Source organism: Lignipirellula cremea (genome assembly GCF_056501455.1).
In genome coordinates, this window is record NZ_CM151415.1 from 4,362,013 (window position 1) to 4,387,721 (window position 25,709).

Consider the following 25,709-nt stretch of genomic DNA (forward strand, 5'->3'; position numbering starts at 1 on the left):
CCGCGAGATATTGAGAACGAAGAGAAAGATCCATGACTCAGTTTCTCGATCGACGAAACTTCCTGACTCAGACCGTCACGGGACTGAGCGGCATTGCGTTGGCGAGTCTGCTCGATCGACGAGGATCGCTCGCCGACTCCGGGCCGATTCGTCCGAACATCGATCCCGCGCGGCCGTTCGCCAGCCGTGCCGCGCATCATCCTGCGGCGGCGAAGAACGTGCTGGTGATCTTCTGCGCCGGCGCTTGCAGTCAGGTCGATACCTTCGACTACAAGCCCGAGCTCATCGAACGCCACGGTCAGCCGATGCCGGGGGCCGAGTCGCTGGTGACGTTTCAGGGCGAGCAGGGGATGCTCGCCAAGAGCCCCTGGGAATTCAAGCCGCGCGGCCAGTCCGGCAAGATGATTTCGGAACTCGTGCCGCGACTTGCCGAGCTAGCCGACGACATGTGCTTCATCCATTCGTTGACGGGAAAAACCAACACGCATGGGCCGGGCGAGAATTTCATGTCGACCGGCTACACGCTTGACGGCTTCCCGAGCATGGGCGCGTGGACGACATGGGCTTTGGGAACGGAGAACGAAAATCTGCCCGCCTACGTGGCGATTCCCGATCCGCGAGGCGTTCCGCAATCGAGCGTCAATAACTGGGGACCCGGTTTCCTGCCCGCAGCCTTCCAAGGAACCGAGTTCAGCGCCCTCGAACCGCTGGCCAACCTCGACCTTCCGCCAGGCGTCGGCGCGAAGACCGATCGGGCGACGCGAGATTTTTTGGAACGCATGAACCAGCGACATCTCGAACGGTTTCCGGGAGACGGCGAATTGGCGGCGAGGATCTCCAGTTACCGACTCGCGGCCCGGATGCAGTTGAGCGTTCCCGAAGTCACGGACTTATCGAGCGAACCGCAGAGCATCCTGCGCGAATACGGAGCCGACGATTCGCGAAACGCGTTGAAGGCGCAGTTCGCGAAGAACTGCATCCTCGCACGGCGGCTGATCGAAAAGGGCGTCCGCTTCGTGCAACTGTTCAATGGCGCGTATCAAACCGGCGGCGAGGGGGTCAGCAACTGGGACGGACATAAATCGCTTCAGGAACAATACAGCAAACACGGTTCGGTGCTGGATCAGCCTTGCGCGGCGCTTCTTAAGGACATGAAACGCCGCGGGTTGCTGAAAGATACGCTGGTCGTATGGATGACGGAGTTCGGACGGATGCCCACGTTTCAAAAGGGAGCCAGCGGACGCGATCATAATCCGGATGGGTTCACCGCCTGGATGATGGGGGCTGGCGTGAAAGCGCCGTTCACTTACGGAGCGACCGATGATTTCGGCTACAAAGCCGTCGAGAACGTCGCCTCCGTCTACGACTTCCACGCCACGATCCTGCATCTATTAGGTTTGAATCACGAGCGGCTCACCTACTACCACAACGGCTTCGAGCGCCGACTGACCGACGTGCATGGACACGTGATCGAGGATCTACTGGCGTGAGCGGCAAGGGAGGGCGCGCACTCCGGGCGGGGTGCGCAGGACGAACCCTGGCTACCGCCCGCGGAGCGTGCTTACTGCTTTCGCTCTTCGCACAGTCGCAAGAGCTGACGCTGTTTTCGCGCTTCCAGCAGGAACGTGATCAGCTCCGTCACGCGAACGAAGCGGACCTTCCGGCCCTGCAGGCAGGCGGCCATGCCGAGCGCCGTCGCCAGGTGCGTCTTGCCGGTGCCTGACGGCCCGACCACAGGACGTTCTCAGGGCGATCGAGGTACTCCCCGTTCGCCAGTTCCAGCATCAGCGGCTTGTCGACGCTCGGCCGGGCCGCGAAATCGAACTCGTCGAGGAGATTCGAGGTCGGGAAGCGGGCGACTTTCAGCCGCCGCTCCACGGCCTTCCGCTCCCGCTCGATCAGTTCCAGTTCGGCCACCGCCGGCTGACGTACGAGTTTCAAGGTCTCGACTTCCCGCTCACCGGCGTCGAAGAGGCAAGAGTCGTTCACGACTTCCTTGCGTGAAGCCGCCGCCGCCCGAACGCCGTCGCACGTGCGGGCGGCTCCCGGCCAGAGATTCGGACGAGCCGGGAGCGCCTCTGCATTGCGACGGCGGGCGACTTTGCCTCTTCAAGACAGTGGCCGCTGGTTGAGACGGAGGTCTCGACCTTGAAGCGCCTGTCTACCGCCCCTCGGTTCGAAAACAGGTCAGCGTCGCGGCTTAAGGATCCATGATATAGAATGCATCGACGGCCGGTTCCTGGAGGTGTCGGTCGAAGACTTCCTTGCGGGATGCCGACGACTTCTCGTCGTAACCGGCTTGTGGACAACGAGATCGCCCGGATGTCGCGACAAGAACGAAAATCGCCGGAGCCTCGGCTTGAAAGTGCGATCGATCGCCTTGCCCTTTCATTTCAGGAACAACTGCATTCCGGCGAATCGCCCGCGATCGAGGACTTCCTGAGAGTTTCGCCGGCGGCAAGCCGCGACGGACTGTTTCGAACGTTGCTGAAGCTAGAAGTGAACGCTCGCGCCGCCGCAGGCGAAACGATCACGGCGGAGACTTGGAAGTCACGCTTCCCGAACTACGGCGCCGAAATCGAAGAAACCCTCGGATTCGCGCGGGCCTCCGCAGTCGATGACACGGCGAACTTGGCTGCCGAGGCGATGTCGGCGACGGTCTCCTCTCCCCGCGCCGTCGATATCGATGCTGACGCGACGCAGGCGCTCTCCGCTTCGACGAAGCGCCCGCCCGAACGAACCGACGCCAAGCGTCACGAGGAGGGGAAGAAGTTCGGAGACTACGAGCTGCTCGGCGAGATCGCCCGCGGCGGGATGGGCGTCGTCTACAAAGCGCGACAGCCGAAGCTGAACCGTCTCGTCGCGATCAAGATGATTCTGTCGGGGCAACTTGCGTCCGAGGAGGACGTGCAGCGCTTCTACAGCGAGGCGGAAGCGGCCGCGCGACTCGATCATCCGGGTATCGTTCCGATCTACGAAATCGGCGAACGCGACGGGCGCCACTTCTTCTCGATGGGGTTCGTCGACGGAGCAAGTCTGCACGAGGAGGTCGCCGAGGGTCCCCTGCCTCAGCGTCGGGCCGCCGAACTGGTCCGTCAGATCGCGGAAGCCGTCGAGTACGCGCACCGCCACGGAATCGTCCACCGCGATCTGAAGCCGCGAAACATTCTGCTGGCGTCGGACGGACGCCCCAAGGTGACCGACTTCGGTCTGGCGAAACGGGCTGACAGCGGGCTCGAACTGACCGTCAGCGGTCAGGTGCTGGGAACGCCCGCCTACATGCCGCCCGAACAGGCCTCGGGGCACCTATCGCAGATCGGACCGAAGGCGGACGTCTACTCGCTGGGCGGTGTCCTGTACTTCCTGCTCGTCGCGCGTCCGCCGTTTCAGGCCGCGACCCTTGCCGAGACGCTTGCGCAGGTGCTCGAATCTCCGCCCGTCGCGCCGCGACTGCTCAATCCGGCAGTCGACCGGGATCTGGAGACGATCTGCCTGAAGTGCCTGGAGAAGAATCCCTCGCACCGCTACGGTTCAGCGCAAGAGCTGGCCGACGAACTCGGACGTTACCTGTCGGGCGAGCCGATTCGCGCGCGTCGCCTGGGCCCGGTACGGAGGACCGTTCGCTGGATTCGTCGGCGGCCAGTCGCAGCCGCATTGGTCGGTTCGATCGCGACGCTGCTGATCGTGCTGGCCGTCTCCGGTTCGGCCGGAGCGCAATTCGTCGCTCGCCTGCGAACGAACGAACTGGAACGCCAGATCGAGGAACAATTGACCTCGGCCGAGGCGAGCGAAGATTATCTCGGGCGAATCGACGGGCTTCTCGCCGAGCTTCGCCCGCGGAATGCCGCAGCCGCCGACTCGTTCAGTCGCCGGACCGATCAGGCGTTCGCCGAGGCCGTGAGGCGAGGTCTGCGCCGGCCGACGCTCGACGCGGCGGCGATCGCGGACGCGGAGAGCGCGATCGCGCTGATCCGGCCGAGAGACGGCGAACTGGCTGACGCTCTGGCCGGAGAACTCGACCGCCGCCGTCGCGACTGGCAGCCGGTGTTTCACGTCGCGGCGCCGTTCGACGACGTCACGAACGTCTTTCCGCCGTCGATTAGGACTTCGGTCACCGGATTGGACGCGGGAGGGGCGGCTCTTCACGTAGAAGGGCGAGACGGCAAGCCGTTCCTTCGCGCTCTGACCAGCGTCGCCAGCGAAGGCGCCGTGCGGCTCCAGGCGAAGTTCGACGAATCCTGGCGGCATGCGCCGGTCGTCGGACTGTTGATGAAGGCGGACGCCGCGACCGGATACCAGTTCTCGCTCGAAGGCGTTCCGATCACCGCCGCTGACGGCGTATCGCCGGAAGCGATCGCTCAACTCAGTCTGGCCGAGCGATTGGAACAGGACGGGGCGATCGTCGCGGTCATCCGCAGAAACGGCGACCTGCTCGTCCGCAGGACGCTCGACGCTGAAGACCTTGCCGCGGGACCGTTGACGTTGACGGCGACCTCGGAACGGGGAACGATTCGTCTGCAGGCGAATCGTCTACCGCCGCTGAGCTTCGTCGATCCGTTCCCGCTGCCGACGCGCGGAGCCTTCGGCCTTCTCTGGCCCGTCAATGTCGGGCTGATCGAGTTGCAGGCGAGTCTTCAGCCTTCTCCCGAGACGACGAGTCCTCTGGAACAAGGAGACGAAGCTTTCGACCGAGGCGAGTATGCCGCGGCGCTCCGGCAGTACGAACTTCAGGAACTCCAGTCCGAGGACGAGGCCGTGCGGCAAGAGAGCCGCTTCAAAAAGGGAATGTGCCTCGCAGAACTCAGCCGCTACGACGAGGCGGCGAGCGTGTTCGAGGAAGTGCTTTACGAATCGGGCGAGCGCTGGCCTGCGCTCGCAGGCGCGCGGCTGTGGGCTTTGCGACTTCGACAACATCGCCGGGAGGAGGCGGACGGAACCTTCGACGAGTTGTCCTCCAAGTACGACTTCAGCCAGGTCGCGCCCCTCATTCCCGCGCAGGTACGCGACGAAATCACGGCCGCCTATCAGACGAACCTGGACCAGGCTTCTGAGGCAGTGCGCTTCGATCCCGATCGCGTGGTCGAAGTGCAACGGGCCGCCGCAGTCGATCGCTTCCTCAGCGAAGACGGGCGCGGCGATCCGATGGTACAGATCGACGTCGCCCGAGCTTTCAGTCTGTTGGGCGATCTCCCGAACGCAGTTAAAGCGGCCGAGCCGGTCGCGCGCGACACTCCGCATTCCACGATCTATCGTCACTACGTCCGCTTCCTGCGGCTGTCGGGCGATGCCGAAGGCGCCCGCAAGCAGCTGGAAGAATTCCTACGACGCCACGAACCGGCGAACCGGGATCTGCTTCTCGCGATCGAGAAGGCGAGGATCTACGCCGCGCTCGGCGACTGGACGCGATGCGAAGCGGGAGTCGACGAGCTTTACAGGCGAAAGCGGACGGGGCAGAACGTTTCGCCCGCGGTGATGACGTACGCCGCCCTCATTAAGGCGGAACTGCTCGAACGACGGGGCGCCGTCGGGCCAGCACAAGCGGTGCGCGAAGTCGCCTACGCCGAAGCCGTAACCGATATCGAACGTCAAGCCAGTTCGGTGACGGAAGTCCTCAACGTGATGATCCTGGGGTCGTTGAGCGGAGCGATGGATGACGCCGTGGTCCAGCGCCTCTTCGCTCACCTGCTCCGCGACGGCGGCGACAACGCGATCGTGCGGCAGGCCCAGGCGTTGGTCGATCCGAACACGCTCGCGAAGTCGCTTCGCGAAATGTGGCGTTCGCCGCTGGGGCGTCGGTACGCGGAGGCGATCGCTTTCGAGACGATTCCGATCCGCGATCGCGTCAAGGTTCCGATTTGCCTGGCGGCGGTAGAGTACGTCGACCAGGCTTCGATGCGAGGGGAGATGTCCCCCGCGCAGGACGAGGTCGCCTTCGAGACCGTCGGGGCGGCGATGGACGGCGTACTGTATGACGGCTCGATCCAGATGGGCCAAATCGTGCAGCTGGCGCTGACCTGGAAGGGCCAGTCCGGCTTCATCGGCTGGGGCGCGGTGGCGCCGACGCTGGACCCGCCGCTTCGTGCCGGTTTCGCTTACACGTTCGCGCATCGTTACGTCGCGCTAGGGAACAAGGATCAGGCGATCAAGTTCCTCCAGACGGCGGAGCGGGATGCGGCTGACGGCAGCGAACTGAAGCGGTTGGCTCCGCTCGACCGAGCGGCCCTGGAGAAGAACGAGGGATTCCTCGCGATTCGGTCCGATGCGATCGGGTCGATCAAGATCTCCGTAACGAGCGGAACGGCCTCAGCCGCGCCGTTCGAAGTCGTTGCGGAGGACGGAACGGAGATCGCAGTTCCTGCTGGCGAGGCGACGATCGCACTCGTCGACGCTCCGCAGGGAGCCGTTCTGGAGCGAACGAAGATCCGCATAACGCCGGCGGGTCGAGCGCCCGTGACGATTCGTTATGCCTGGAATGCAGCGGAAGAAGGAACGACGCTCCAGGGACTGCTTCCGCAGCCTTCGCATTCCGCGATCAGCGCACGCTGGCAAGTCGTCTTTCGCGACGCTTCGCAGCGGCCCCTCGACGTCGCCTGGTCAGGCGATGGAACCCGTTTCGCGGTCGCTTCCGAGGACGGCTACATCCGCATCTATCCCGCGGCAGGAACCGAGCCGACGGAGATGCTGCTGGCGCCTCGCGGGCTTTCGCAGCTCTCCTGGGCGCCCTCCGTCGATCGCATTCTTGCGGCAAGCTCCCGAATGCCTGTGTGCGGATGGGACGCGGCCACCGGCGCCCGACTCTTCTACAAGACCGGAGAAGGATACGCGGCCGTCGCCTGGCGGGCGGACGGTCAGAGCTTCGCTTCGACCAATTCGTACAGCGGCGAGAGTCTGCGCGTGTGGGATGCTGACGGAGGCCTGCTCCAAGCGCCGTCGGACGTGCAGGAAGGCTCGGCGTTCGTCGCCTTGAGTCCCGACGGCGCCTACGCCGTCGTTCGCGTCTGGAGAAACGGATACGCCGATTTGCATCTACACGATCTTCGCGCTCTGTCTGCTGCGTCGGATCAGGTCGCCGCCCCCTCGGCGGGCGTCGCTTCGAGAATCCTTACTGGCCCGAACGAGGGCGTTTACCAGTCGGGCGGATTCAGTCCCGACGGCAGGTTCTTCGTCGCGGGATCGCGTTCTACGGAAATGAGTCTGTGGAAGGTCGACGACTGGAGTCGGCAGCGGTTCTCGCACGAAGACCACTGGGTCGAGCAGATCGGCTGGTCCGCCGACTCCCGGACGTTCTATCTCCTGCTGGGCAATGCGCCGGCAATGATTTTCGACGCGACTACCGACCCTCCCGCGCTGACCGGTCGTATTCCGACTCCGGGCCTGTGGAAGGGCGACGTCTCGCCCGACGAAGCGACGGTCGCTTACGTCGATCAGGTTCCGAAGATCCATCGCGTTCAGGTCGCGGACGGCTCGATCGAGAGCTTCGGCGCGAGCGCCCGCTCGCTTGTCGCGGTCGCCGTGTCGCCCGGGTCGGAACCTCGCATCGCCGTGGCCGGGACGGAGTCGCACGTTCGCCTGTTCGACGAGCAGGGGCGGCAGATCGCGGCGCTCCCCGCGGAGGGGAGCCGCGCGGTTCTAGCTCTCGCCTGGAGCCCCGACGGCGAAATGCTCGCGGGCCTCGCGGACAACCGACGCATTCACTTCTGGACGCGTACGGGCGAGCCCATGCATCAGTTACCGGTCGATGCCCGGCTCGATCCGCCGACGCTCGCATGGAAGCAAGACGGAAGCGCGCTTCATGTCGTCGCCGAAGCCGGCAGCTTGCTCGAAGTCAGCAGCGACGCGAACGTACCGGTCGCGGAGGCGCTCGGGCCGTCCGCTCAAGCAGCGGGACAGCTTCTCGCGTTCGCGGAATCCTTTCAAGGCGTTCCCGCGACGGCGACGCACGAGGGGAAGCTCATGATCGGGCGCGGAAAGGGAACGGAGGTCGTCTCGCTGGAGCTTCCCGCCGGCGCCAAGGTTCGCCGCGTTGCGTGGGCGCCTGATGGAACGACGCTGGCGACGATCGATCACTGGAGGCAAGTCTGGCTCCCTACGCCAGCCGCTGATCCGGCGGTCCGCATTCCGGTCGACGAGCGGGCCGGCGTCATGGCGGTTGCGTGGTCGTCCGACAGCTCTCGACTGGCGACGGCGCTTTCCGACGGTCGCCTGCAGGTCTGGCGTACGTCGGGCCCCGAACTGCTCGCCGAAATCTCGTCGCCCAGCGAAGCGGAGACGCGCAGCGTCGCGTGGCTCGACGACCGTCGGCTGGCGATCGTGGGACTTGACGGCGTCCTGCGTCTGGCCGAGCTTGGCGAAGAAGGACTTTCCTGGGGAGCGTCGACGCTCACGCTCCCAGAAGAGGCCTGGGCGAGTTTCTCGTCCAGCGGCGAACCGCTCGATTCCGAAGGCGATGTCGAAAGCGGACTGCGATACGTCGTCGAGACTCCAGCGGCGACGCTGGAGCTGTTGCGACCTTCCGAATTCCGCCAACGCGTCGCGACGAAGTTTCATTCCCGATTCAGCGACGAGAAGGGCGACCCGGCCGAACCTCCTGCAGCCTCGCCGACGCCTTCCGGGACCGAGGATGCCCTGGAGTTCAGCCCTGCCCAGACGACGGAAGCGGCGACCATCGAGGATGAACGGATCACAGAAAGCAGCGGCCTTGCCCTCTGTTCCGTTCGCGCCGACGCGCTCTGGACGCATAACGACTCCGGCGATCCCGAACTGTTTCTGGTGGATCTGAACGGCAAGACGCTGGCTCGCCTCGCGGTTCCGCAGGCACGCTGTTTCGACTGGGAAGACTGCACGACCTTGCGACGGGAAGGCAGGAACTATCTGTTCGTCGGCGACGTGGGGGATAACTTTCAGCGTCGGGAAGCGACCGAGCTCTTCCTGATCGAGGAGCCGAGCCTTGCGGAGCTTGCGGACGGCGAATGGGAGGGGAATCTCGCCGCCGCGTGGACGCTTCGATTCGAGGACGGACCGCACGACTGCGAAGCGATCGTCTACGACTCGGAGAGGGAAATCCTGCTCCTGCTGACGAAGGAGTTGGAACGCGAGTGCGGACTTTACGAAGCGAAGCTCGACTTCGATTCGCCCGGCCCCGCGACAGCGCGACGAATCGCTACGCGCGATTTGCCTGCGGTCACGGCCATGGACCTGAGCCCCGACGGACGACGTCTGGCCGTTCTGACTGCGACGGCCGTCTGGGAATTCGAGCGCTCGCCGTCGGACGACTGGCCAAGAGCGCTCGCGGGCGTTCCTCGCGTCTATGCGTTGCCCGCGGAAGGACAGTTCGAAGCGCTCGCGTACGGGGCCGACGGCCGGTCCATCTTCGTCACAGGAGAAGGCGTCCGTCAGAAACTACTCGCGATCACGCCTCGGACGCCCTAGCAGGCCGTTGAACTCCTTGTTCGCGAGAGTCTGAGCGTTCCGAACGTCGCCGACTTTCGAGGCATGAGGAGGTCGCGTCGTACGGCGATCGAGAGCCGTGGGCTTCAGGTTCCAGGATTCGCTTGAACGAATGCGTCGTCGAGTTCTTTGCTTGTGAAGATCGCCAGCATCGTGGCGACGCTCGCCTTAGACAGTGGGTCCGTCAGTTCCAGGCTCTCACGGCGAACGTCTGCTCGACCGATTCGAGCGGCCAGGAAGCGGTCGGTTCCCTCGCGCACGAGGCTCTCGTAGTGCGTGTCGTACTCACAACCGAGTCCTTCGCTGCGCCGGCGTCTGTCGACGCGAGAGTCACCCGACGTCCTGCCGACCGAAGAAACGCCTGCAGGTCCCGGCGCCTTCGACGGGGCGCGGCTCGCTCCTTTCGCGTGCCGCTTATCGACCGGAGCGAGGAGCCCGAATCCACGGCGCCGAACCTTTACGCCGTCGCGAGGCGAAATTCATGTGACCCGTCGTCGAAGGCGAGCGTCGTTCCGCTCTCGCACAGATAGAACGACCCGGCGATCCGCAGGTCCCCACGCTCGACGCAGGGAAGTCGCTTCAGGATCGTCAATTGTTCGACGACGTTCGCCTTGGCCCGCTCGACCGCTACCTGAGCTTCGGCCATCCGGCGGAGGCTGCGTTCGTACCAGGATTCCGAACCCCTCGCGCCGGCATCGGCGTACGTCGAGGGCGCGGTCGCGAAATGGCGACAGCCGGAGTGTCCGCACACGACAAGATCCGTGAGTCGGCCGTCGGCGACCGAGCGTTCGATCAACGCGGACAGCGCGGGATCGACGCCCGGCCCGACGATTCGGTTCGCCCGCGTCCTCACGACCCGCAGGCCCAGCAAGGCGTCCGAGCGAAGCAGCGTGTCGTCCAACACGGCGTCGTCGCATGCGATGAGCAGACAGGGGCCTCCTTCAGATTCTCGATCGTCGGCCGGTTCGGGCGATTCCTCCGGAAGCAGGAATCGACGCGTCAGTCGATAGCGGTACATGCCTTTCTCCCTGTTCAGGCTGTCGGCGGTTGAACGTCACGCAAGGTAAATCTCTCGTGGAGCTACGACGCAGCGGATCGGCGTCTTCGCGTCGATCAGAAGTCTGCGGACCGGGTCGTCGTTCCGATCGGGGCTCTTCGCGCAAGTCGGCTCCGAGGCGCTATACCGCCAGCGGAACGACGGCGCTCTCGACCAGGCTCGCGGAAAACGGTACCGTTCGGGAGAACAGCGTGCGGTCACGGCGCCGCATCGGCGTTCGTCGGCGCAGTTCGCCGCACGGGAACGAAGGAGGTTCATCGCTCGCCTTTCTCCGCTACCGGTCGTCCTCCGACAGACTGCTCCAGCAGCCCTTCGATGGCCGAGACGCTGGAGGCAAGATCGACCTCGGCCGACCGTAGTCGCAGATCGCAGCACGTCGGAGTTTCGTAGGGGGCGGGGGACGCCGCTTCGTACGCGCTTTCCGACTCCTGGCGAAGTTCCCACTCGCCTTCGGGAGTTCTCAGGTAGACCGCGTCGCCTTCCAGCGCGCCGAGGTAGGACCACCCGTTCGCGAAAAGATCGTTCACCGAGGGATGCTTCTGGAGCGTCCGGTCGATGGCCGCACGCGGAGCTTCGACCAGCACGAAGAGTCGCAGCGGTTCGTGCTGAAGCTGCGTTCCGTCGTGGATCGACTGCCAGGGGAGCCCCGTTCGCAGATCGCCGCCGTTCCCGGAGAGGACGCCGATGCGACCGATGACGTCGTGAATCGTTTTGTCGCCGCTGCCGAAAGCGCGGTTGTCGACGGTCGACGCGTAGTACTGGAGGTTGATCCAACTCGCGACGACGACCGGGGCGGAGAGAATCAGCTCGAGCATTCGCTCGTCTCGGTCGTTCGAGTAGTCGTAGCTGTGCAGGAAGCACCGCGTCCCGAGGCTTCGCCCCTCGGTTCGACATCGTCGCGCGGCGATGAAGGCGGCGTTGCCGGCGAGCCCCCACTCCGGTCGCACCTCCGACCAGTCTCGACCGCGTCGCAGGGCGTCGCTCGACTCGCTCTCCCTCGATCGGCCGCGCCGTTCCTCCCGCGTCGCGGCGCTCGCCTTCGTCGCAGTCGACTTCAGCGCTTGGAAGGCCTTCCGTGAATCTGCGGGAAGATGGCTCGCGAAGAAGCGAATTTCGTCCGTGATCGTCTCGTGAAACGCGGCGAGAAACTCTGTCTCTTCGGGAATGGCGAACCCTCGGTGCGCGAGTCCCTGCCGTACCTCCCGATCATTCAACAGACCGGCGGCGACTCGAGCGTTCGGCTCGCCGGCATGTCCGCCGCACGCGCCGCAGTCGAGCCCGGCCTTATACGGATTGTTCGTCGTCTCGCTTCCATGCCCGCACAGGACGACGAAGCGAGCGAAGTTCGACGTCAGCCCAATGTTCCTCAGAATGTTCTCCGCCAGGTCGACCCGTTCAGAGAGCGAAAGCTCCTGAGATGCTTTCGTCAGACGAAGCGAGAGGACATCTCTCTCCCGCAACCCGTCCCTGGCCGGCGACGGAACCGGCCGCGTCCACCGCAGCGAGTCCCCCAGAAGCTTGCCGGCGTACGCGACGCCAGTCGATTCGACGAACGAAAAGCAGGAGAGGGCGGAGGTCTGAAACGACTTCCACACCTTTCGCGTAGACCGCACCAGGCTCCTTCGCTCGATGCAGCGATGCCTCGTCGCCTCGTCGACGATCGTTTCGCCGGCGACGTACGCAGGCTTCAGCAGGACAGGGCACTGTGACGTGCCCGCGGTTTCGCCCAGGCGAACGTGTTCGCAGGCGACGCCGAAGAAGCCCGCGAAGCCGAACGTTTCGATCGCGCCTTCGCCGAACGTTTCGAGGCGCCGCCGCAGCGTCTCCGATCGTACGTCGATGCAGAAGACCATCTGGGCGAGCGCTCGCTGCGGCCGCTCCGGGGCGGGCGAAACCGGAGCCACGCTTTTCAGAAGTCTTCGTCGAAACGCCGCCTCCGCCGCCGACTGAAAGACGTAGCGAGCGAGCACGCTCTCGGCAGTACCCCTTGCCAGCCGTTCGCAACGAACCCGTCCGAGCTCCTCGACCCACCGTTGCGCGACCTCCGGTTCGAGTTCCGCCAGCGCTGCGTCGTAGGCCAGTCGTATCGCGAGCAGGCCGACGAGATCGCTGCATGATTCGTCCGCGTCTCGACGCTTCAGGAACGACGCCCAGCCTCCAACCGAGAAGAGGGCGACCGCGAGAACCTGCTTCCGCGCTTGCTCGGGGACTCGCAGCCTTCGAAGCAAGCACCGGATCGACTCCTCCGGCGTCTCCGGCAACTGCGAGACGAAGCGCCGGAAGCCCCTGATCCCGCACGCTTCCATCCGCAGGTCGATCTGAGCCGCCTTTCGCCAGGCCGAGAAGAGCGGCAGGGCCTTCCAGGGACTGGGCCACGATGCCTGGCCTTCGTCGTATTGCGCTCCGCAGAATCGCGAGATCGCGTCGACGATCGCGGAAGTCCACCGTCCGTCGCAAGTGCGATCGATTCGCTCGGACAGCGTCTCGATTCGATCGTTCTCCTGATCGTTCGGTTCGTCGAGATCTTGCCAGAGAACCTGATGCGCCCGCACGATGTTCCAGCCGCGGAACGCCAGCGGATACTCCTGCGTGCACCGACGCAGGCCCTGCGCGACGTCCTCCTTCTCGATCTGTCCCGTCTCGAGCAGGCGGGTGTAGTAGCCGCTCGGCATCAGCGCGTCGCAGCGTCGCACGCCGCGAAGTTCCGCGCGAGCGTTCAGAAACTTGCGGTCGGCGAGACCCAGAAACGGGTTGACCGCGACGAAGTCGGCGAGAGGCCACAGCGGCGGGACCAGATCCGTCGCGTAGGCGATCGCTTCCTTCAGCTCAGCGGTCTGCGGTTCGTCATGCGTTCGCAGATCCGCTTCCTCGGCAGACGCCGCGGAGGCGTAAACGTCGAACTCTTCTTCCATCGGGAGCGCCTGACCTGGCATCGCTGGATCTCCTTGCGGTTCGCGGAATCGCGGCGTTTCTGTCCTGACCCCGCGAACTAGGTCGTTCGCGTCCCCTCCGGCCAGACGCGGGACGTTGCGCGACGCAGGTAAGCGTCGAAGTACAGCCCGTTCGAAAGATGGACGTAGAGGGCTCGGAACGAAGGCGATTCGCGGAGATGTGGCCCGATCGCCTGCACGGCGTAGGCGCCGACGAAGAGCAGGCCGATCGCCGCAAGGAACGGTCCGTCCCAAGCCGAACTCTGCGCGACCGCGTACGAGGCTGACGCGGCGAAGATGCGGTCGGCGACGAAGTAGGCGATGAGATAGCCGGCACAGACGACGCCAGCGAGCGCCGTCGCGTTCGCCGAGAGGCGGACCTGGCCGGTGCGATAGGCCGTCCAAAGAAGATGAAGGAGCGCCAGCCCGAGAATCAGGAAAAGAACCGGGGCGCCGGGCTTAGCCGTCAGCCCGAAGGCGTAGAAGGCGAAGCCGCAGATCGCGACGCCGACGCCGGCCGCCGCTGCGAACGAGGCGACGGCGTAACCTCTTGACGACGCTGCCGGCGCATCGAACCTGGTACGCGCCGCCGCGTCGAGGACGCTTCCCGAGCTCAGGAAGGCGTGGGCCTTGTAGAGCGAGTGAGCGACCAGGTGGAGCGCCGCGGCGGAGAAAGCGCCCATGCCGCACTGCAGCATCATGAAGCCCATCTGGGCGACGGTGGAATAGGCCAGGCTTCGCTTGACGCTCGTCTGGGTCGACATCGCTAGCGAACCGAACACGGCGGTCGCCGCGCCGACGATCGCCAGCAGCGAGAGGGCGCCCGGCGAAAGCGACATCACCGGGGCCAGTCGAATCATCAGGAGCCCGCCGGCGTTGATGATCCCCGCGTGCATCAGGGCGGAGACCGGCGTCGGAGCCTCCATCGTCTCGGGCAGCCACGCGTGAAACGGAAGCTGAGCCGACTTAGTCACAGCCGCCAGTGCGAAGAGCGCGGCGGCTCCTCCGGCCAGCAGGCCGACGTCAGATCCCGCCTCTCTCGCCGCCTCGAACAGCGCCGGAAACTCCAGCGTGCCGAACGCTGCGTACGTGAGTACGACGGCGGCGACCAGAAAGCCGTCGCCCAGCCGGCCGATCAGAAACTTCTGCCGGGCCGCCTCGATCGCCCGAGGACGATTGGGGAAGTGCGTCAGAAGGAGATGAAGCGCCGCGCTGGTCGCCGCCCATCCGATCGCCAGCGTTACGAGATCTCTCGCGACGGCGAGCGTCAGCGCCGAGCCCAGCGCGAGGCACATCCTCTGCAGGAAACGTCCCTGCCGAGGATCGCCGTCAAGGTAGCGAACGGAAAAACGAAGGGTCGCCCAGCCGACGAAACTGACCAGCAGCAGCGCGACCGCCGACAAGCTGTCGAACAGAAGCCCTGGGGACCAGCCGAACGGGAGTCGAACCGCCGCCGCTTCGTAGGTTCCCGCGAACGGAAGCGTCGCCGCCGCGCATGCCGACGCGGCGACCGCCAGAACGGCCGCCGGTTCGACCAGACGCTTCGCCCACCGCGTACGTCGCCGTTCGTCCCGGAAGGGAAGAAGGGCCGTCGCGAGGAAGAGCGCCGGAGGGGCGAGCGCGAGCGACGGCTGAAGCCAGTTCATGTTCACTCTCCCGGGGCGAAACCGATTCCGAGCCGCAATGCGACATTAGTTTCGCGTACCGTAATACGCGACATGAATGTCGTCAATCGCGCGTCGTACATTTTCTTCGGCTGCGAGGAGCGGCTCCCATCAACGGTTCGCGAATACACGACAAGAATTTCGCGTCTAGGCCGTCGCCCGATCAGGTATACTTCCGGTGACGCCTCGGCTTTCGCCCTCTACTCTCCGCGCCGCCGAAACGCCCTCCGCGATGGTCCAGCCACGTTCCGCTCGAACGTCCCCAGGCGCCCGTAGGGCGAAAGGGGCGAAGGTCTCCGCCGCCCGACCGGCGACCGCGGCCGCTCCCGAGCCGGCGGACGCTCGTTCCGACCACGCGTCCCGCTGGACGTTCCTGACGAACCATTCCCACGTCCTTTTCCTGCTCGCCCAGGATCCCGGGATGGTTCTGCGAGAAGTCGCGCTGCGGGTCGGCATTACCGAGCGGGCCGTCCAGCGAATCATCGCCGACCTGGAAGAAGGAGGCTTCGTCGAACGGGAGAAGGTGGGGCGGCAGAATCACTACCGCCTGATCACCGACCGCCCCCTTCGTCACCCCGTCGAGAGCCACTGCACCGTCGGCGACCTTATCGCGCTCGTCACCCGCTCGCGGCCGACGTCCTAGCCACGAACAGCGCGAGGAAACTCGCCCCTCCGAGCGCTGGGTACCGAAGCTCTCCCCGCTCCGACTGGTTTCTGGACGAAGCGTCGAGTGTCGAATCTCCGTCGCCTAACGCGGCCGGAGCAGCGCCGACGGCCCGAGAGACGGCCGATCGATCGAACTGCAGCGATACGCTGAGAAAGGACGACAGCTTCCCCCTGGGATGCCGGGCTCTCTGGTCTCGCTGTCGTTCGTACCGCGAGCAAAACGACAACACGTTCTGCTGGCGGAATCCGCCTCCCGCGACGCCAGGCTCCGGGGGTCTGGCCTATGACAGCGACGTGCTTGAGGATGGGCCGCGCGCCGCACGCCACGACGTTCCTGAAAGCGCTCAGGACTGGGCGCGCACGTCCAATATTTCCTTTTGGGTCGGCGCCTGCACGTAGCGCTGCGTGAGGACGCGCGAAGACGCCGCGAACGCGTCCAGTTGCGGCGTCTTCGCATGCGACGCGCCGAAGGCGCCGACGTCGCAACGCAGATCGTCGATGGCGATGAAGAGGACGTTCGGCTTCGCTTGGGCGACAGACTCGCAACAGAGCGGCGCCAGAAGCCACGCCAGCGAGAGGAAAGGCGTCAGCCGGGTTCGCGATCGCGAGACCATTTCGATCGGCGCTTTCCAGTCTTTCCAGCGGCTCGACGGCTTCGATCGATGCCGCCGAAGCAGAAGCGGTCACGAACGCCAGGCGATCGAAACGGCGCTAGGCGAGAATGTCGTGCATCACTTCGCCATGCACGTCGGTGAGTCGAAAATCGCGACCGCTGTAGCGATACGTCAGCTTGGTATGGTCCAGACCGAGCAGGTGGAGAATCGTCGCGTGGAGGTCGTGAACGTGCGTCCGTTTCTCGACCGCGGCGAATCCGAAATCGTCGGTCGCGCCGTAGGTCATGCCTCCCTTGACGCCGCCCCCCGCCATCCAGACGGAGAAGCCGTGATTGTTATGGTCGCGTCCCTTGGAACCTTCGGACGTCGGGGTTCGACCGAACTCGCCGCCCCAGAGGATCAGCGTATCGTCCAGCATGCCCCGCGCTTTCAGATCGCGAATCAACGCAGCGACCGGCTGATCGGATTGCTTCGCCTTGGAGGCATGGTCCGCGATGTCTCCGTGGTCGTCCCACGGTTGCCCGTTTCCGTAGAAGACCTGCGTCATGCGCACGCCCCGTTCCGCCAGCCGCCGGGCGACGAGGCAGGCATCCGCGAACGATCCTTCCCCGTAGAGCTTCCGAGTCTCTTCGGTCTCCTGCCCCAGATCGAACGCTTCCTGAGCCTCCGTCTGCATGCGGAAGGCCATCTCCATCGACTGGATCCGCGCTTCCAGTTGGGGATCGTCGTCGCGCTGTTCGCGATGCGACGCGTTCATCCGCTGGATCAGGTCCAACTGTCGCCGCTGCGCTGACGAGGTCAGGAATTCGTTGTCGATGTTGCGGATCACGTCCTTCGGATTCAGCTTGCCGTTGTCGATGTGGCATCCCTGATAGATGCCGGGCAGAAAGCTGTTGCTCCAGAGTTGCGGACCGACGACCGGTTTGCCCGGGCAGAGCACGACGAAGCCGGGCAGGCTCTGATTTTCGCTGCCCAGTCCGTAGCAGAGCCACGATCCCATGCTGGGGCGAGTCGGCTGCGTCTCGCCCGAATTCATCATCAGCAGCGAGGGCTCATGATTCGGGACATCGGTGTGCATCGACCGGACGACGCAGATGTCGTCGATGCACTTTCCGATTTCCGGGAAGATCTCGCTGACCTCGATACCCGACTCGCCGCACTTCCGAAACGCGAAGGGGGACTTCATCAGTCCGCCCGTCCGGCGTTCGGTCTTGAGCTCCGCGGCAGGGGGTTTCTCGCCGTGATGCCTGGTCAGCAGAGGCTTCGGATCGAACGTGTCGACCTGCGACGGGCCGCCGTTCATGAAGAGGTGAATCACCCGCTTCGCGCGGGCAGGGAAATGGGGCGCCCGCAGGGCCAGCGGCTTCCCGGCGACGTCGTTCGCAGGTGCGGCGAGCAGACCGTCGTCGACGAGGAGATTGGCCAGCCCCAGCGTGGCCAGTCCCGTCCCCAGTCGGCCGAGCAGCGCCCGGCGTGAAATCCTGAGGCCGTCACGATCCCGCATCTCGCGTAGTTCCGACATCCGCTTCCCCGTCGATTCCGATCAGGTCAGTCCACGTAGATGAACTCGTTCAGGCTCAGGAGCGCCTGCGCGTACTGGCGCCATGGGTCCAGTTTTTGATCTTCCGCGTCGCTTCCCGCCGCGTCGAGAAACTCCAGTCCGACTTGCAGCTCCTCTTCGCTCGGCGGCCGCGAGAAGAGGAGCCGGAACGCGAGCTCGATTCGTTCTTCGTCGGACGCTCCGTCGATTCGCAGACGTTCGGCGAGAGCGTTCGCCCGCTTGACGACGAAGTCGCTGTTCAGCACGAACAACTGCTGCTGCGGCGCCGTGGTCACGGTCCGCTTTTCGCTGGTGACGTTGGCGTCCGGGAAGTCGAAGATTCTCAGCAGTTCGTCGAGCTCGTGGCGACTGATTCTGGCGTAGACGGTCCGACGGTTCCCCTGCAGCGGACCGTTCTCGCCGCCGACCGTCGAATCGAGCTCCCCTGTCACGCTGAGCAAGGAATCTCGCCAGGCCTCGACGTCCAGCCGCCGTCGATTCATGCGCCAGAGATACCGCGAGTCGCCGTCGATCTCGGCGTTATGGGGATCGTTGTCGCTGCTCAGGCGATAGGTCGCCGAAAGCATGATTCGGCGGTGGAGATGCTTGATCGACCAACCATGCTCCATAAAGTCGACCGTCAGCCAGTCGAGCAGTTCCGGATGCGAGGGAGGGTCGCCGAGTCGGCCGAAGTTGCTGGGGGTACTGACGATTCCGCGACCGAAATGATGCTGCCAGACGCGGTTGACCAGAACGCGTGCCGTAAGCGGATTGGTTTCGCTGGCGATATCGTCGGCAAGCTCTCGACGACCGCTGCCGGAAACGTACGGCTCCCGGGACTCGGGTTCCAGAATTCGCAGGAACTGACGCGGGGCGACCTCTCCCTTGCGGGCGGGATTGCCGCGGATGAAGACCTGCATGTCCTTGGGGCGGTCGTCTCGAATCGCGTGGGCGACCGGATACATCGGCGGCGCTTCCCGCGTGACGGCCTCCAACGTCGACTTGAGCGAAGCCAGTTCGGCCTTCCGCTCTTCTGAAAGGGCGGAGTCGAACTCGGCGTCCGGCAGTCGGAACAGTCCTCCGTCGCCGAAGACGTCCTTCAACAGTTCGGTTTCGGCTTTCGTGATCTTCGGATCGACGACCTCCTCCGGTGCGTCGTCCGAACTGGTCAGGAACGTCTTCGGCGGCGTCGCGTCGAAGAGGGCGAACGTCACCGTCGCGCCGGAGCCTTGTCCCGTACCGCTCACGTCGAGACCGGCCGTCGCACGAAACCGGAGCGAGCCCGGGGGAAGGTCGTACGCGATGACGCAGGGCGCATGCGTTCCGATACCGTTGTCGAACGTGCGGTCGCCGATTCGCAGCGGCCCTCCCGAGACGCTGCGGTTCAGATTGACCGAGCCGTAACCGGCGTTCGCTGAACGCCATTTCAGATCGGTCAGGCGAATCTCGCCTTCGTTCGTGACGAGGACCGGGTCGATCCAGTCGGCGTGATCGCACGACTTGCCGTCCCCCGCATCGGTAATGACCAGGTAAAGCTCGCGCGCGCCTTTCAATGCGACGTCGATCTCGACCGACGGCGATTCTCGAGTGATCGGCGGACTGACGAAAAGCGGCTCGGTCGTCGGCGACGGTTCCGGATCAGTGGTCGCGCGCGGCCTGCCGTCTCTCCTTGCGAGCGAATCCTGAATCGCGAGTTCGACGGCGTTCGCGGCGCGCTCGACTGCCTGGCGGTCTTCGTCCGTCGTCGCATCGACGGTCGGTTCCGCCAGAGCTAGCCATTCCGCGAACGGCGCGTGCCGTTTCGCCTTGTCGGATGCGAGAAACTCTTCCCACAGACGAATCGACGTCGCAGAGAGTCCGGTGGTTTCCGCGAGATCCTTGTCGGAGAGCGATTCTCCCCGTGCCTTCGCCGCGCGTCGTGCGCGACTGGCCAGCAGATATTCGGCGACGGTATCCGCGGAGGCTTCGGCGAACGATTCGCGCAGCTCTCGCGTGCGATCCGCGACAGCGGCCTTCGCCAGTTCGACCTGTTTCTGCCCCTCGTCGTAGGCCTTCACGACGTCGGGTTCCGTTAACGGCACGGGCGTCAGAGGCGAACTGTCGAAGATTCCAGCCAGCGAGTAGTAGTCGCTCGTCGGGATCGGATCGAACTTGTGATCGTGGCATCGCGCGCAACTGACGGTCAGCCCCAGAAAGCCGCGCGTTAACGTATCGACCCGGTCGTCGAGTTCGTCGGCCTCGGCCTTCGCCTTGTCGGAGTTCTTGTAGTAGACCGCCCCGAGCCCGAAGTAGCCGAGCGCTACGAAGCGATCGTAGCCCAGCGTTTCGTCGAGCAGGTCCCCGGCGATCTGCATGCGAACGAACTGGTCGTACGCCATGTCGTCGTTCAACGCGTCGATCACCCATTGGCGATAACGCCAGGCTTCGGAGTTCGGACGGACGCCGAACGTATGCGCCTGATCTTCGGCGTAGCGCGCGACGTCGAGCCAGTGGCGCCCCCAACGCTCGCCGTAGTGCGGCGACGCCAGGAGCCGGTCGATCAGCCTGGCATAGGCTTCCGGCGAGTCGTCGGCGAGGAACGCCTCAGTCTCTTCCATTGTCGGCGGAAGGCCGACCAGATCGAACGAGGCGCGGCGAAGCAATTCACGCTTGTCCGCCGTGCGGACCGGGCGAAGAGATTCCTGCTCCATGCGCGCGAGCACGAAAAGATCGATCTCGTTCCTCGGCCAGACGCTGTCGCGGACTTCCGGCAGGTCCGGCTTGCGAGGCGCCTGATACGCCCAAGACTTGACGGCCTCCTCGAAGTCGATCGCGGACTCCTCAGAAACCGATTCTCCTTCGCGCGGGTCGGGGGCGCCGATCTCGATCCACTTCGCGAAGTCTTCGACGATCGCGTCGGCGACGCGTCCCGCGGGAGGCATTTCGAAGTCTTCGTATTTGAGCGCCGAGAGCAGCAGGCTCTCATCCGGCGCGCCGGCGACGACTGCCGGACCGTTGTCGCCTCCCTGCAACAGGCCCTCGCGACTATCGAGTCGCAGGCCTCCTTCCGACTTGTTCGCCTCGACCGAATGACACTCGTAGCATCGCTGGACCAGGACCGGACGGATCTTCGTTTCGAAGAACTCGATTCCCGAGTCGTCGTCGGCGGCGTAAACCATCCCGGCGGATGCGAGCGCCGACGCGATACATGCGGCGATACGGAATCGCGACATAGGCGAGGTCTGGCAGGCAGGAAGCGTCGGCGGGAACCAGGAGGAGGGAATTCTGACTCTATCCGCCGATAGAAGGCAAAGTCAACACAATAGCCCACGACGCGGAACGAAACGCCCCATCGGTTCGACCGCATGCTCGATCTGCCCACGTCCGATTTCCCGCCGGGCTCGACCGCCCATCCGCTAGAATCGATGATAGGTCGACAACTGCACGACATGGGCCAACGCTGCCTGGCAGGCGTACATCGACGGAAAATCACCTGATGCGAATCCTGCGCTTCGCGTATCTGGCTCTAGCGCTGATCGTCGCGGCCGCCCATGGCGAAGAGCCTCTTCACGCTCGCGTCGACCGGCTGATCCTGGAGCAGGCCGCTGGCCAATCGCCAGCCGAGCGATGCGACGACTTTACGTACGTGCGTCGGGCGTATCTCGATTTCGCGGGGCGCATTCCTTCGCTTGAGGAAACTGCCCGGTTTCGCGCCGACGCAGCGACGGACAAGCGAGCGAAGCTGGTCGACGCTCTGCTCGCGTCGCCGGAGTACGCTCGTCAGATGGCGGAAAGTTTCCATGTGAGCCTTATGGAACGGCGCGGCGACAACGCTGATTGGGAGAAGTATCTCAGTGACTCGTTCGCAGCGAACAAGCCCTGGGACGTCCTGGCGCGCGAGACGCTGAATCCGAATCCGGACGATGAAGCCACGCGTGCCTCCGCTTTCTTTCTGACCAAACGGCTGGAAGCCTACGGCCAAAACCCTGTCGACTATCCGGGCCTGGTGCGCGATGTCGGTCGGTTGTTCTTAGGGCGCGACTTGCAGTGCGCGCAGTGCCACGACCACCTGTTCATCGACGACTACAAGCAGGCCGACTTTCATGGCTTGTCTGCATTCTTTCAACACCTGTCGATCCGCAGCGACGTTACGTATCCGGCGCTGACGGAGAAGCCGCTGGAGAAGAAGGTCGAGTTCGTCTCGGTGTTCGAAGGAGTACCGCATACGACCGGCCCTCGCATCCCGGGGGGAGTGGAGATCTCCTGGCCGCCGTCGGACGCCGACGCTGCGGCGAATCGTCTGTCGGCGCTCGCCGCCGAACTTCCGGTCGGCGGCGATTCGTACTTCGCCCGCAACGCGGCCAACCGAATCTGGTTTTCGCTCATGGGTCGCGGGCTGGTCCATCCGCTGGATCAGCATCACTCCGACAACCCGCCGTCGCATCCTGAACTCCTGACCTTGCTCGCGGAAGAGCTCGCCGCGCACGACTACGACCTGAAGTGGCTGCTTCGCGAGCTCGCGCTGACCGAGACGTACCAGCGTAGCGGCATCCTGCCCGACGAAGGAAACGTGCCGGAAGCGCACACCTTTCTCGTGTCGCTCGAGCGGCGACTTTCGGCCGAGCAGCTCGCGCGAAGCGTCCTGCAGGCGACCGGGCCCAGAGCGGCGCTGGCCGAGCCGGCCGATCAGGTCAGCATCGCACGCAATGAAGAATTGCGCAGTGCGTTCGTGGCGGCGTTCGCGAATCCTGCCCGCGAGCCGGAGGAGGAGTTCGTCGCGTCGGTGAAGGCGTCGCTGTACTTGCTCAACGACGAGAAGTTCTTGACCCTGCTCACCCCGGCGCCGGGCAACCTGATCGAGCGTGCGACTCAACTGTCCGACGCGAGCGCGAAGTGCGACAAGCTCTACTTGAGCGTGCTGAGCCGGATGCCGACGGAAGAGGAACGAGCCGATGCCGCCGCGTGGCTGAAGAGTCACGAATCGACGCCCGACGTCGGCGTTCGGCATCTGGCGTGGGCGTTGCTCTCCTCCACGGAGTTCCTGGTGAATCATTGAGCGACGAAGGCAACATCGGAGCCCTGAAGCGGCCGTAGAGCCGCGTCGCTTTCGAACCTCGCCGAGGTCGTCGTCAAAATCTCGGATTCGTGATCGGACCTCCTCGTCGACAAGTCGGACCCGGTATGACGCCCAGGCGCCTTTGCAATCCGTCGGAACATCGCCTTTCTCGACGTCGCATGCTCGGATCCCTGGCGGGCTCCGCGGCAGGCGTCGGACTGGCAGGACTCGGGCCGTTCTCCAGCGTCGCCGCCGCAGAGGAGCTGCGAGCGAAAGATAGGCAGGTCATCTTCATCTGGCTCGACGGCGGACTCAGCCAGCTCGAGAGCTGGGACCCGAAGCCGAACACGGAGCATGGCGGTCCCTTCCGTGCGATCGCGACGAGCGTGCCTGGCATTCAGATCAGCGAGCTGATGCCGAACACCGCCACGCAGATGCACCACCTCGCGATCCTGCGCAGCCTCTGCACGAAGGATAACAGCCACTCGGCAGGCGTCGCCCGCATTCAGCGGGGCGACCCCAAGGACCGGGGCGTGGTCTATCCGATGTTCGGCTCGGCGGTCGCCAAGCTTCTCGGACCGGGCAGCAGCGGACTGCCGCCTTACGTCTGGATCAAGCCCGGGAGCGGCGGTTTCAAGACCGAAGATGCAGGATTCTTGGGGCCGAAGTTCGGAGCCCTCGCGCTCGGCGACGGCCAGCCGCCGCCCAACCTGTTGCTGCATTCGTCCGTTACGCCTGAAGCCGATGCGGCACGCAACGAATTGCGGATCAAGCTCAACCAGCGCTATGCGCAGCGGCGACGCCCAGGCGTTACCGAAGCGAACGCGTACGCGTTCGATATGGCCGGCGAGCTCATGAAGCGCGTCGACCTCTTCGACGACTCCAAGGTTCCGTCGCGGGATGTCGAGCGTTACGGAACGCACGAGCTAGGCCGCCATTTGCTGCTGGGCCGGCGGATGCTGGAGGCCGGAGTCCGTTTCGTGAAGGTCAACTCATATCACTGGGACAGCCACGGCGACCACTTCAACGCATGCGACAGTCTCGTTCGACAGTTCGATCGGCCGTTCGCCGCGCTGCTGGAAGACCTGGCCGAGCGGAGCATGCTGGACGACGTCCTCGTCATCGTGCTCAGCGAGTTCGGCCGCACGCCGCGAATCAACTCGCACGTCGGCCGCGACCACTGGCCTGAGGCCTGGTCGGTCGGCATGGCCGGCTGCGGCATCAAGCGCGGCGTCGTGGTGGGCAAAACCGACGCAGCCGGGACCTACGTTGAGGCGCCGGAGCATGACATCGGGCATCTGTTCCATACTTGGTTCCAGGCGCTTGACGTGCCCAAGGAGTCGATGGAGTACGTCAACGCCGGCCAGCCGCTCCCGGTAGCCCACGACGACTGCGGACCGATCGCAGAGCTTTTGTCATAGGGACGTATGCTCAGGGCGCTCGCCAATCTGTAAGAAGCTCCGAACGAGCCGCCGTTGGACCGAACGCGATACGAGGGCCGCTCGGTCGGCCAGGCGGTGCCGGACGAGCCGACAGTCGGCGCTCAGGCCTCAAGACAAGTAAGCGACGAAGCGAAGCGATGACCGACGAAGAACTGCTCAAGAAGTTTCAGCCGCAGCCGGATAAGACGCTGGAACACTCGCGTCAGCTTTGGCAGGCGAGGTTCAGCCCCTGCGGCAAGTACCTTGCCGCTCCCGGGTACGACGCGCTCGTGCATCGATGGGACGTCTCCGGCGCCGAACCGGCGGCGATGCCGGCGCTCGCCGGGCACCATGCGTGGGTGCAGGCGCTCGCCTTCGCACCAGCCGGCGATCTGGTGTATTCGGCCGACTCGTGGGGACGACTTGCAGCGTATCGTTATGCAGAACCGCGAACCGATGCGGCGTGGAGCGACGACGCCGCGCATCCGGCGTGGATCCGCGCTCTGGCGGTCAGCCCTGACGGCGAGATGCTCGCCACGGCCGGGAACGACACCGTCGTGCGGCTGTGGTCCGCGGCCGACGGTGAACCGCTGGGCGAACTACCTGGCCATGCCAAGATCGTATTCAGCGTCGCCTTTCATCCGGACGGCAGATCGCTCGTGACCGGCGATCTCTACGGCAAGCTGCGACACTGGGACCTGGAGTCCCGTCAAGTCGTACGCGAACTGGACGCCTCGGCGCTTTACCAGTTCGACAAAATCCAAGAGTGCGGCGGGGCACGTCATCTGGCCTTCGACGCCGACGGTACGCGACTGCTCTGTGCAGGCCAAAAGACTCCAGGCGGCGGTTTCGCCGTGGGTCTGCCGTGCGTGCTGATGTACGACTGGGCGGCCGGCACGCAGTTGCAGGAAATGCAGTTCGGCGCCGACGATGAAGGCTTCGTCTACGACGCACAATTTCATCCGGCCGGGTTCGTGATGGCCGCCTCCTGTGCCTTTCCCGGCAAGGGGCAGCTGTGGTTCTGGCAGCCCGGCAGCGACAAGCCGTTTTATGTCGGCAAGGATTTGCCGAACGGTCGTAGCGTCGCCCTCCACCCCGACGGACAGCGGCTGGCTTACATGGTTTGCATCTCTCGGAATCAAAACGGTCGCGGCGCTCCCGGCGAAGCGTATGCCGGCGGCGCCGCCAAGATCCACCTTCTGCAGATGAACGCGGCGTAGGCATTCCGCGCTGTCGCAGCGGCATGACCTCGGTCAGCTCGTCCGCCCGAGCCACGGCAGCGCGCGGAAAAGCAGCTTCGACACCGCCGCTCCGCCGATCGCGGCCTGTCGCTGC

13 protein-coding genes are annotated in these 25,709 nt (G+C 64.8%); 6 read left to right on the forward strand and 7 right to left on the reverse strand.

Features of this window, described 5'->3' with window-relative positions; translation table 11 throughout:
- The first annotated feature begins 32 nt into the window (after positions 1–32).
- Entirely contained in the window at positions 33–1,490 is a 1,458-nt protein-coding gene (locus tag SH602x_RS17045) for a DUF1501 domain-containing protein (protein ID WP_479473456.1), read from the forward strand.
- A 148-nt stretch (positions 1,491–1,638) separates the two neighbouring features.
- Here SH602x_RS17045 and SH602x_RS17050 read toward each other — a convergent pair whose 3' ends face one another.
- Entirely contained in the window at positions 1,639–1,989 is a 351-nt protein-coding gene (locus SH602x_RS17050; RefSeq protein ID WP_479473457.1) for an ATP-binding protein, read from the reverse strand.
- Positions 1,990–2,484: 495 nt separating this feature from the next.
- Here SH602x_RS17050 and SH602x_RS17055 point away from each other — a divergent pair, with 495 nt between their 5' ends.
- On the forward strand, positions 2,485–9,429 hold the full coding sequence (locus tag SH602x_RS17055) for a WD40 repeat domain-containing serine/threonine-protein kinase (RefSeq protein ID WP_479473458.1): 6,945 nt from the start codon (positions 2,485–2,487) through the stop codon (positions 9,427–9,429).
- 475 nt (positions 9,430–9,904) lie between these two features.
- Here SH602x_RS17055 and SH602x_RS17060 read toward each other — a convergent pair whose 3' ends face one another.
- The 3 genes from SH602x_RS17060 to SH602x_RS17070 all read right to left on the reverse strand — a co-directional run bounded on the left by SH602x_RS17060 (position 9,905) and on the right by SH602x_RS17070 (position 15,080).
- Positions 9,905–10,465 (reverse strand): carbonic anhydrase, encoded by a 561-nt coding sequence (locus SH602x_RS17060; protein WP_479473459.1) that lies wholly within the window; start codon positions 10,463–10,465, stop codon positions 9,905–9,907.
- Between the two features lie 293 nt (positions 10,466–10,758).
- Complete coding sequence (locus SH602x_RS17065) at positions 10,759–13,437, reverse strand: YbcC family protein (RefSeq protein WP_479473460.1); 2,679 nt, start codon at positions 13,435–13,437, stop codon at positions 10,759–10,761.
- A 56-nt stretch (positions 13,438–13,493) separates the two neighbouring features.
- Positions 13,494–15,080, reverse strand: coding sequence for a proton-conducting transporter transmembrane domain-containing protein (locus tag SH602x_RS17070; RefSeq protein ID WP_479473461.1), 1,587 nt, complete (start codon positions 15,078–15,080; stop codon positions 13,494–13,496).
- Between the two features lie 250 nt (positions 15,081–15,330).
- On the opposite strand from SH602x_RS17070, the gene SH602x_RS17075 reads away from it, so the two are divergent.
- Positions 15,331–15,741 carry a helix-turn-helix transcriptional regulator gene (locus SH602x_RS17075; protein WP_479473462.1) on the forward strand — a complete coding sequence of 137 codons (411 nt, stop codon included), beginning with the start codon at positions 15,331–15,333 and terminating at the stop codon, positions 15,739–15,741.
- A 367-nt stretch (positions 15,742–16,108) separates the two neighbouring features.
- Here the strand turns inward: SH602x_RS17075 and SH602x_RS17080 are convergent, their stop codons facing one another.
- The 3 genes from SH602x_RS17080 to SH602x_RS17090 all read right to left on the reverse strand — a co-directional run bounded on the left by SH602x_RS17080 (position 16,109) and on the right by SH602x_RS17090 (position 21,130).
- Positions 16,109–16,378, reverse strand: a complete 270-nt coding sequence (locus SH602x_RS17080) for a hypothetical protein (protein WP_479473463.1) — start codon at positions 16,376–16,378, stop codon at positions 16,109–16,111.
- Between the two features lie 97 nt (positions 16,379–16,475).
- Entirely contained in the window at positions 16,476–17,900 is a 1,425-nt protein-coding gene (locus SH602x_RS17085) for a DUF1501 domain-containing protein (RefSeq protein ID WP_479473464.1), read from the reverse strand.
- 26 nt (positions 17,901–17,926) lie between these two features.
- Positions 17,927–21,130 (reverse strand): DUF1553 domain-containing protein, encoded by a 3,204-nt coding sequence (locus tag SH602x_RS17090; RefSeq protein ID WP_479473465.1) that lies wholly within the window; start codon positions 21,128–21,130, stop codon positions 17,927–17,929.
- Positions 21,131–21,393: 263 nt separating this feature from the next.
- Between SH602x_RS17090 and SH602x_RS17095 the strand changes: the two genes are divergently transcribed.
- The 3 genes from SH602x_RS17095 to SH602x_RS17105 all read left to right on the forward strand — a co-directional run bounded on the left by SH602x_RS17095 (position 21,394) and on the right by SH602x_RS17105 (position 25,594).
- The gene (locus tag SH602x_RS17095) at positions 21,394–22,953 is read left to right on the forward strand and encodes a DUF1549 domain-containing protein (protein WP_479473466.1); all 1,560 of its coding nucleotides are present in this window, start codon (positions 21,394–21,396) and stop codon (positions 22,951–22,953) included.
- A gap of 179 nt (positions 22,954–23,132) precedes the next feature.
- Positions 23,133–24,374, forward strand: a complete 1,242-nt coding sequence (locus SH602x_RS17100; protein WP_479473467.1) for a DUF1501 domain-containing protein — start codon at positions 23,133–23,135, stop codon at positions 24,372–24,374.
- Between the two features lie 158 nt (positions 24,375–24,532).
- On the forward strand, positions 24,533–25,594 hold the full coding sequence (locus SH602x_RS17105; RefSeq protein ID WP_479473468.1) for a WD40 repeat domain-containing protein: 1,062 nt from the start codon (positions 24,533–24,535) through the stop codon (positions 25,592–25,594).
- Positions 25,595–25,709 lie beyond the last annotated feature (115 nt).

Excerpts from the sequence above, each read along its gene's own strand:
- SH602x_RS17045 (WP_479473456.1), top strand. The coding sequence starts at position 33 with ATGACTCAGTTTCTCGATCGACGAAACTTCCTGACTCAGACCGTCACG.
- SH602x_RS17060 (WP_479473459.1), bottom strand. The coding sequence starts at position 10,465 with ATGTACCGCTATCGACTGACGCGTCGATTCCTGCTTCCGGAGGAATCG.
- SH602x_RS17065 (WP_479473460.1), bottom strand. The coding sequence starts at position 13,437 with ATGCCAGGTCAGGCGCTCCCGATGGAAGAAGAGTTCGACGTTTACGCC.
- SH602x_RS17070 (WP_479473461.1), bottom strand. The coding sequence starts at position 15,080 with ATGAACTGGCTTCAGCCGTCGCTCGCGCTCGCCCCTCCGGCGCTCTTC.
- SH602x_RS17075 (WP_479473462.1), top strand. The coding sequence starts at position 15,331 with ATGGTCCAGCCACGTTCCGCTCGAACGTCCCCAGGCGCCCGTAGGGCG.
- SH602x_RS17080 (WP_479473463.1), bottom strand. The coding sequence starts at position 16,378 with ATGGTCTCGCGATCGCGAACCCGGCTGACGCCTTTCCTCTCGCTGGCG.
- SH602x_RS17085 (WP_479473464.1), bottom strand. The coding sequence starts at position 17,900 with ATGTCGGAACTACGCGAGATGCGGGATCGTGACGGCCTCAGGATTTCA.
- SH602x_RS17090 (WP_479473465.1), bottom strand. The coding sequence starts at position 21,130 with ATGTCGCGATTCCGTATCGCCGCATGTATCGCGTCGGCGCTCGCATCC.
- SH602x_RS17095 (WP_479473466.1), top strand. The coding sequence starts at position 21,394 with ATGCGAATCCTGCGCTTCGCGTATCTGGCTCTAGCGCTGATCGTCGCG.
- SH602x_RS17100 (WP_479473467.1), top strand. The coding sequence starts at position 23,133 with ATGCTCGGATCCCTGGCGGGCTCCGCGGCAGGCGTCGGACTGGCAGGA.
- SH602x_RS17105 (WP_479473468.1), top strand. The coding sequence starts at position 24,533 with ATGACCGACGAAGAACTGCTCAAGAAGTTTCAGCCGCAGCCGGATAAG.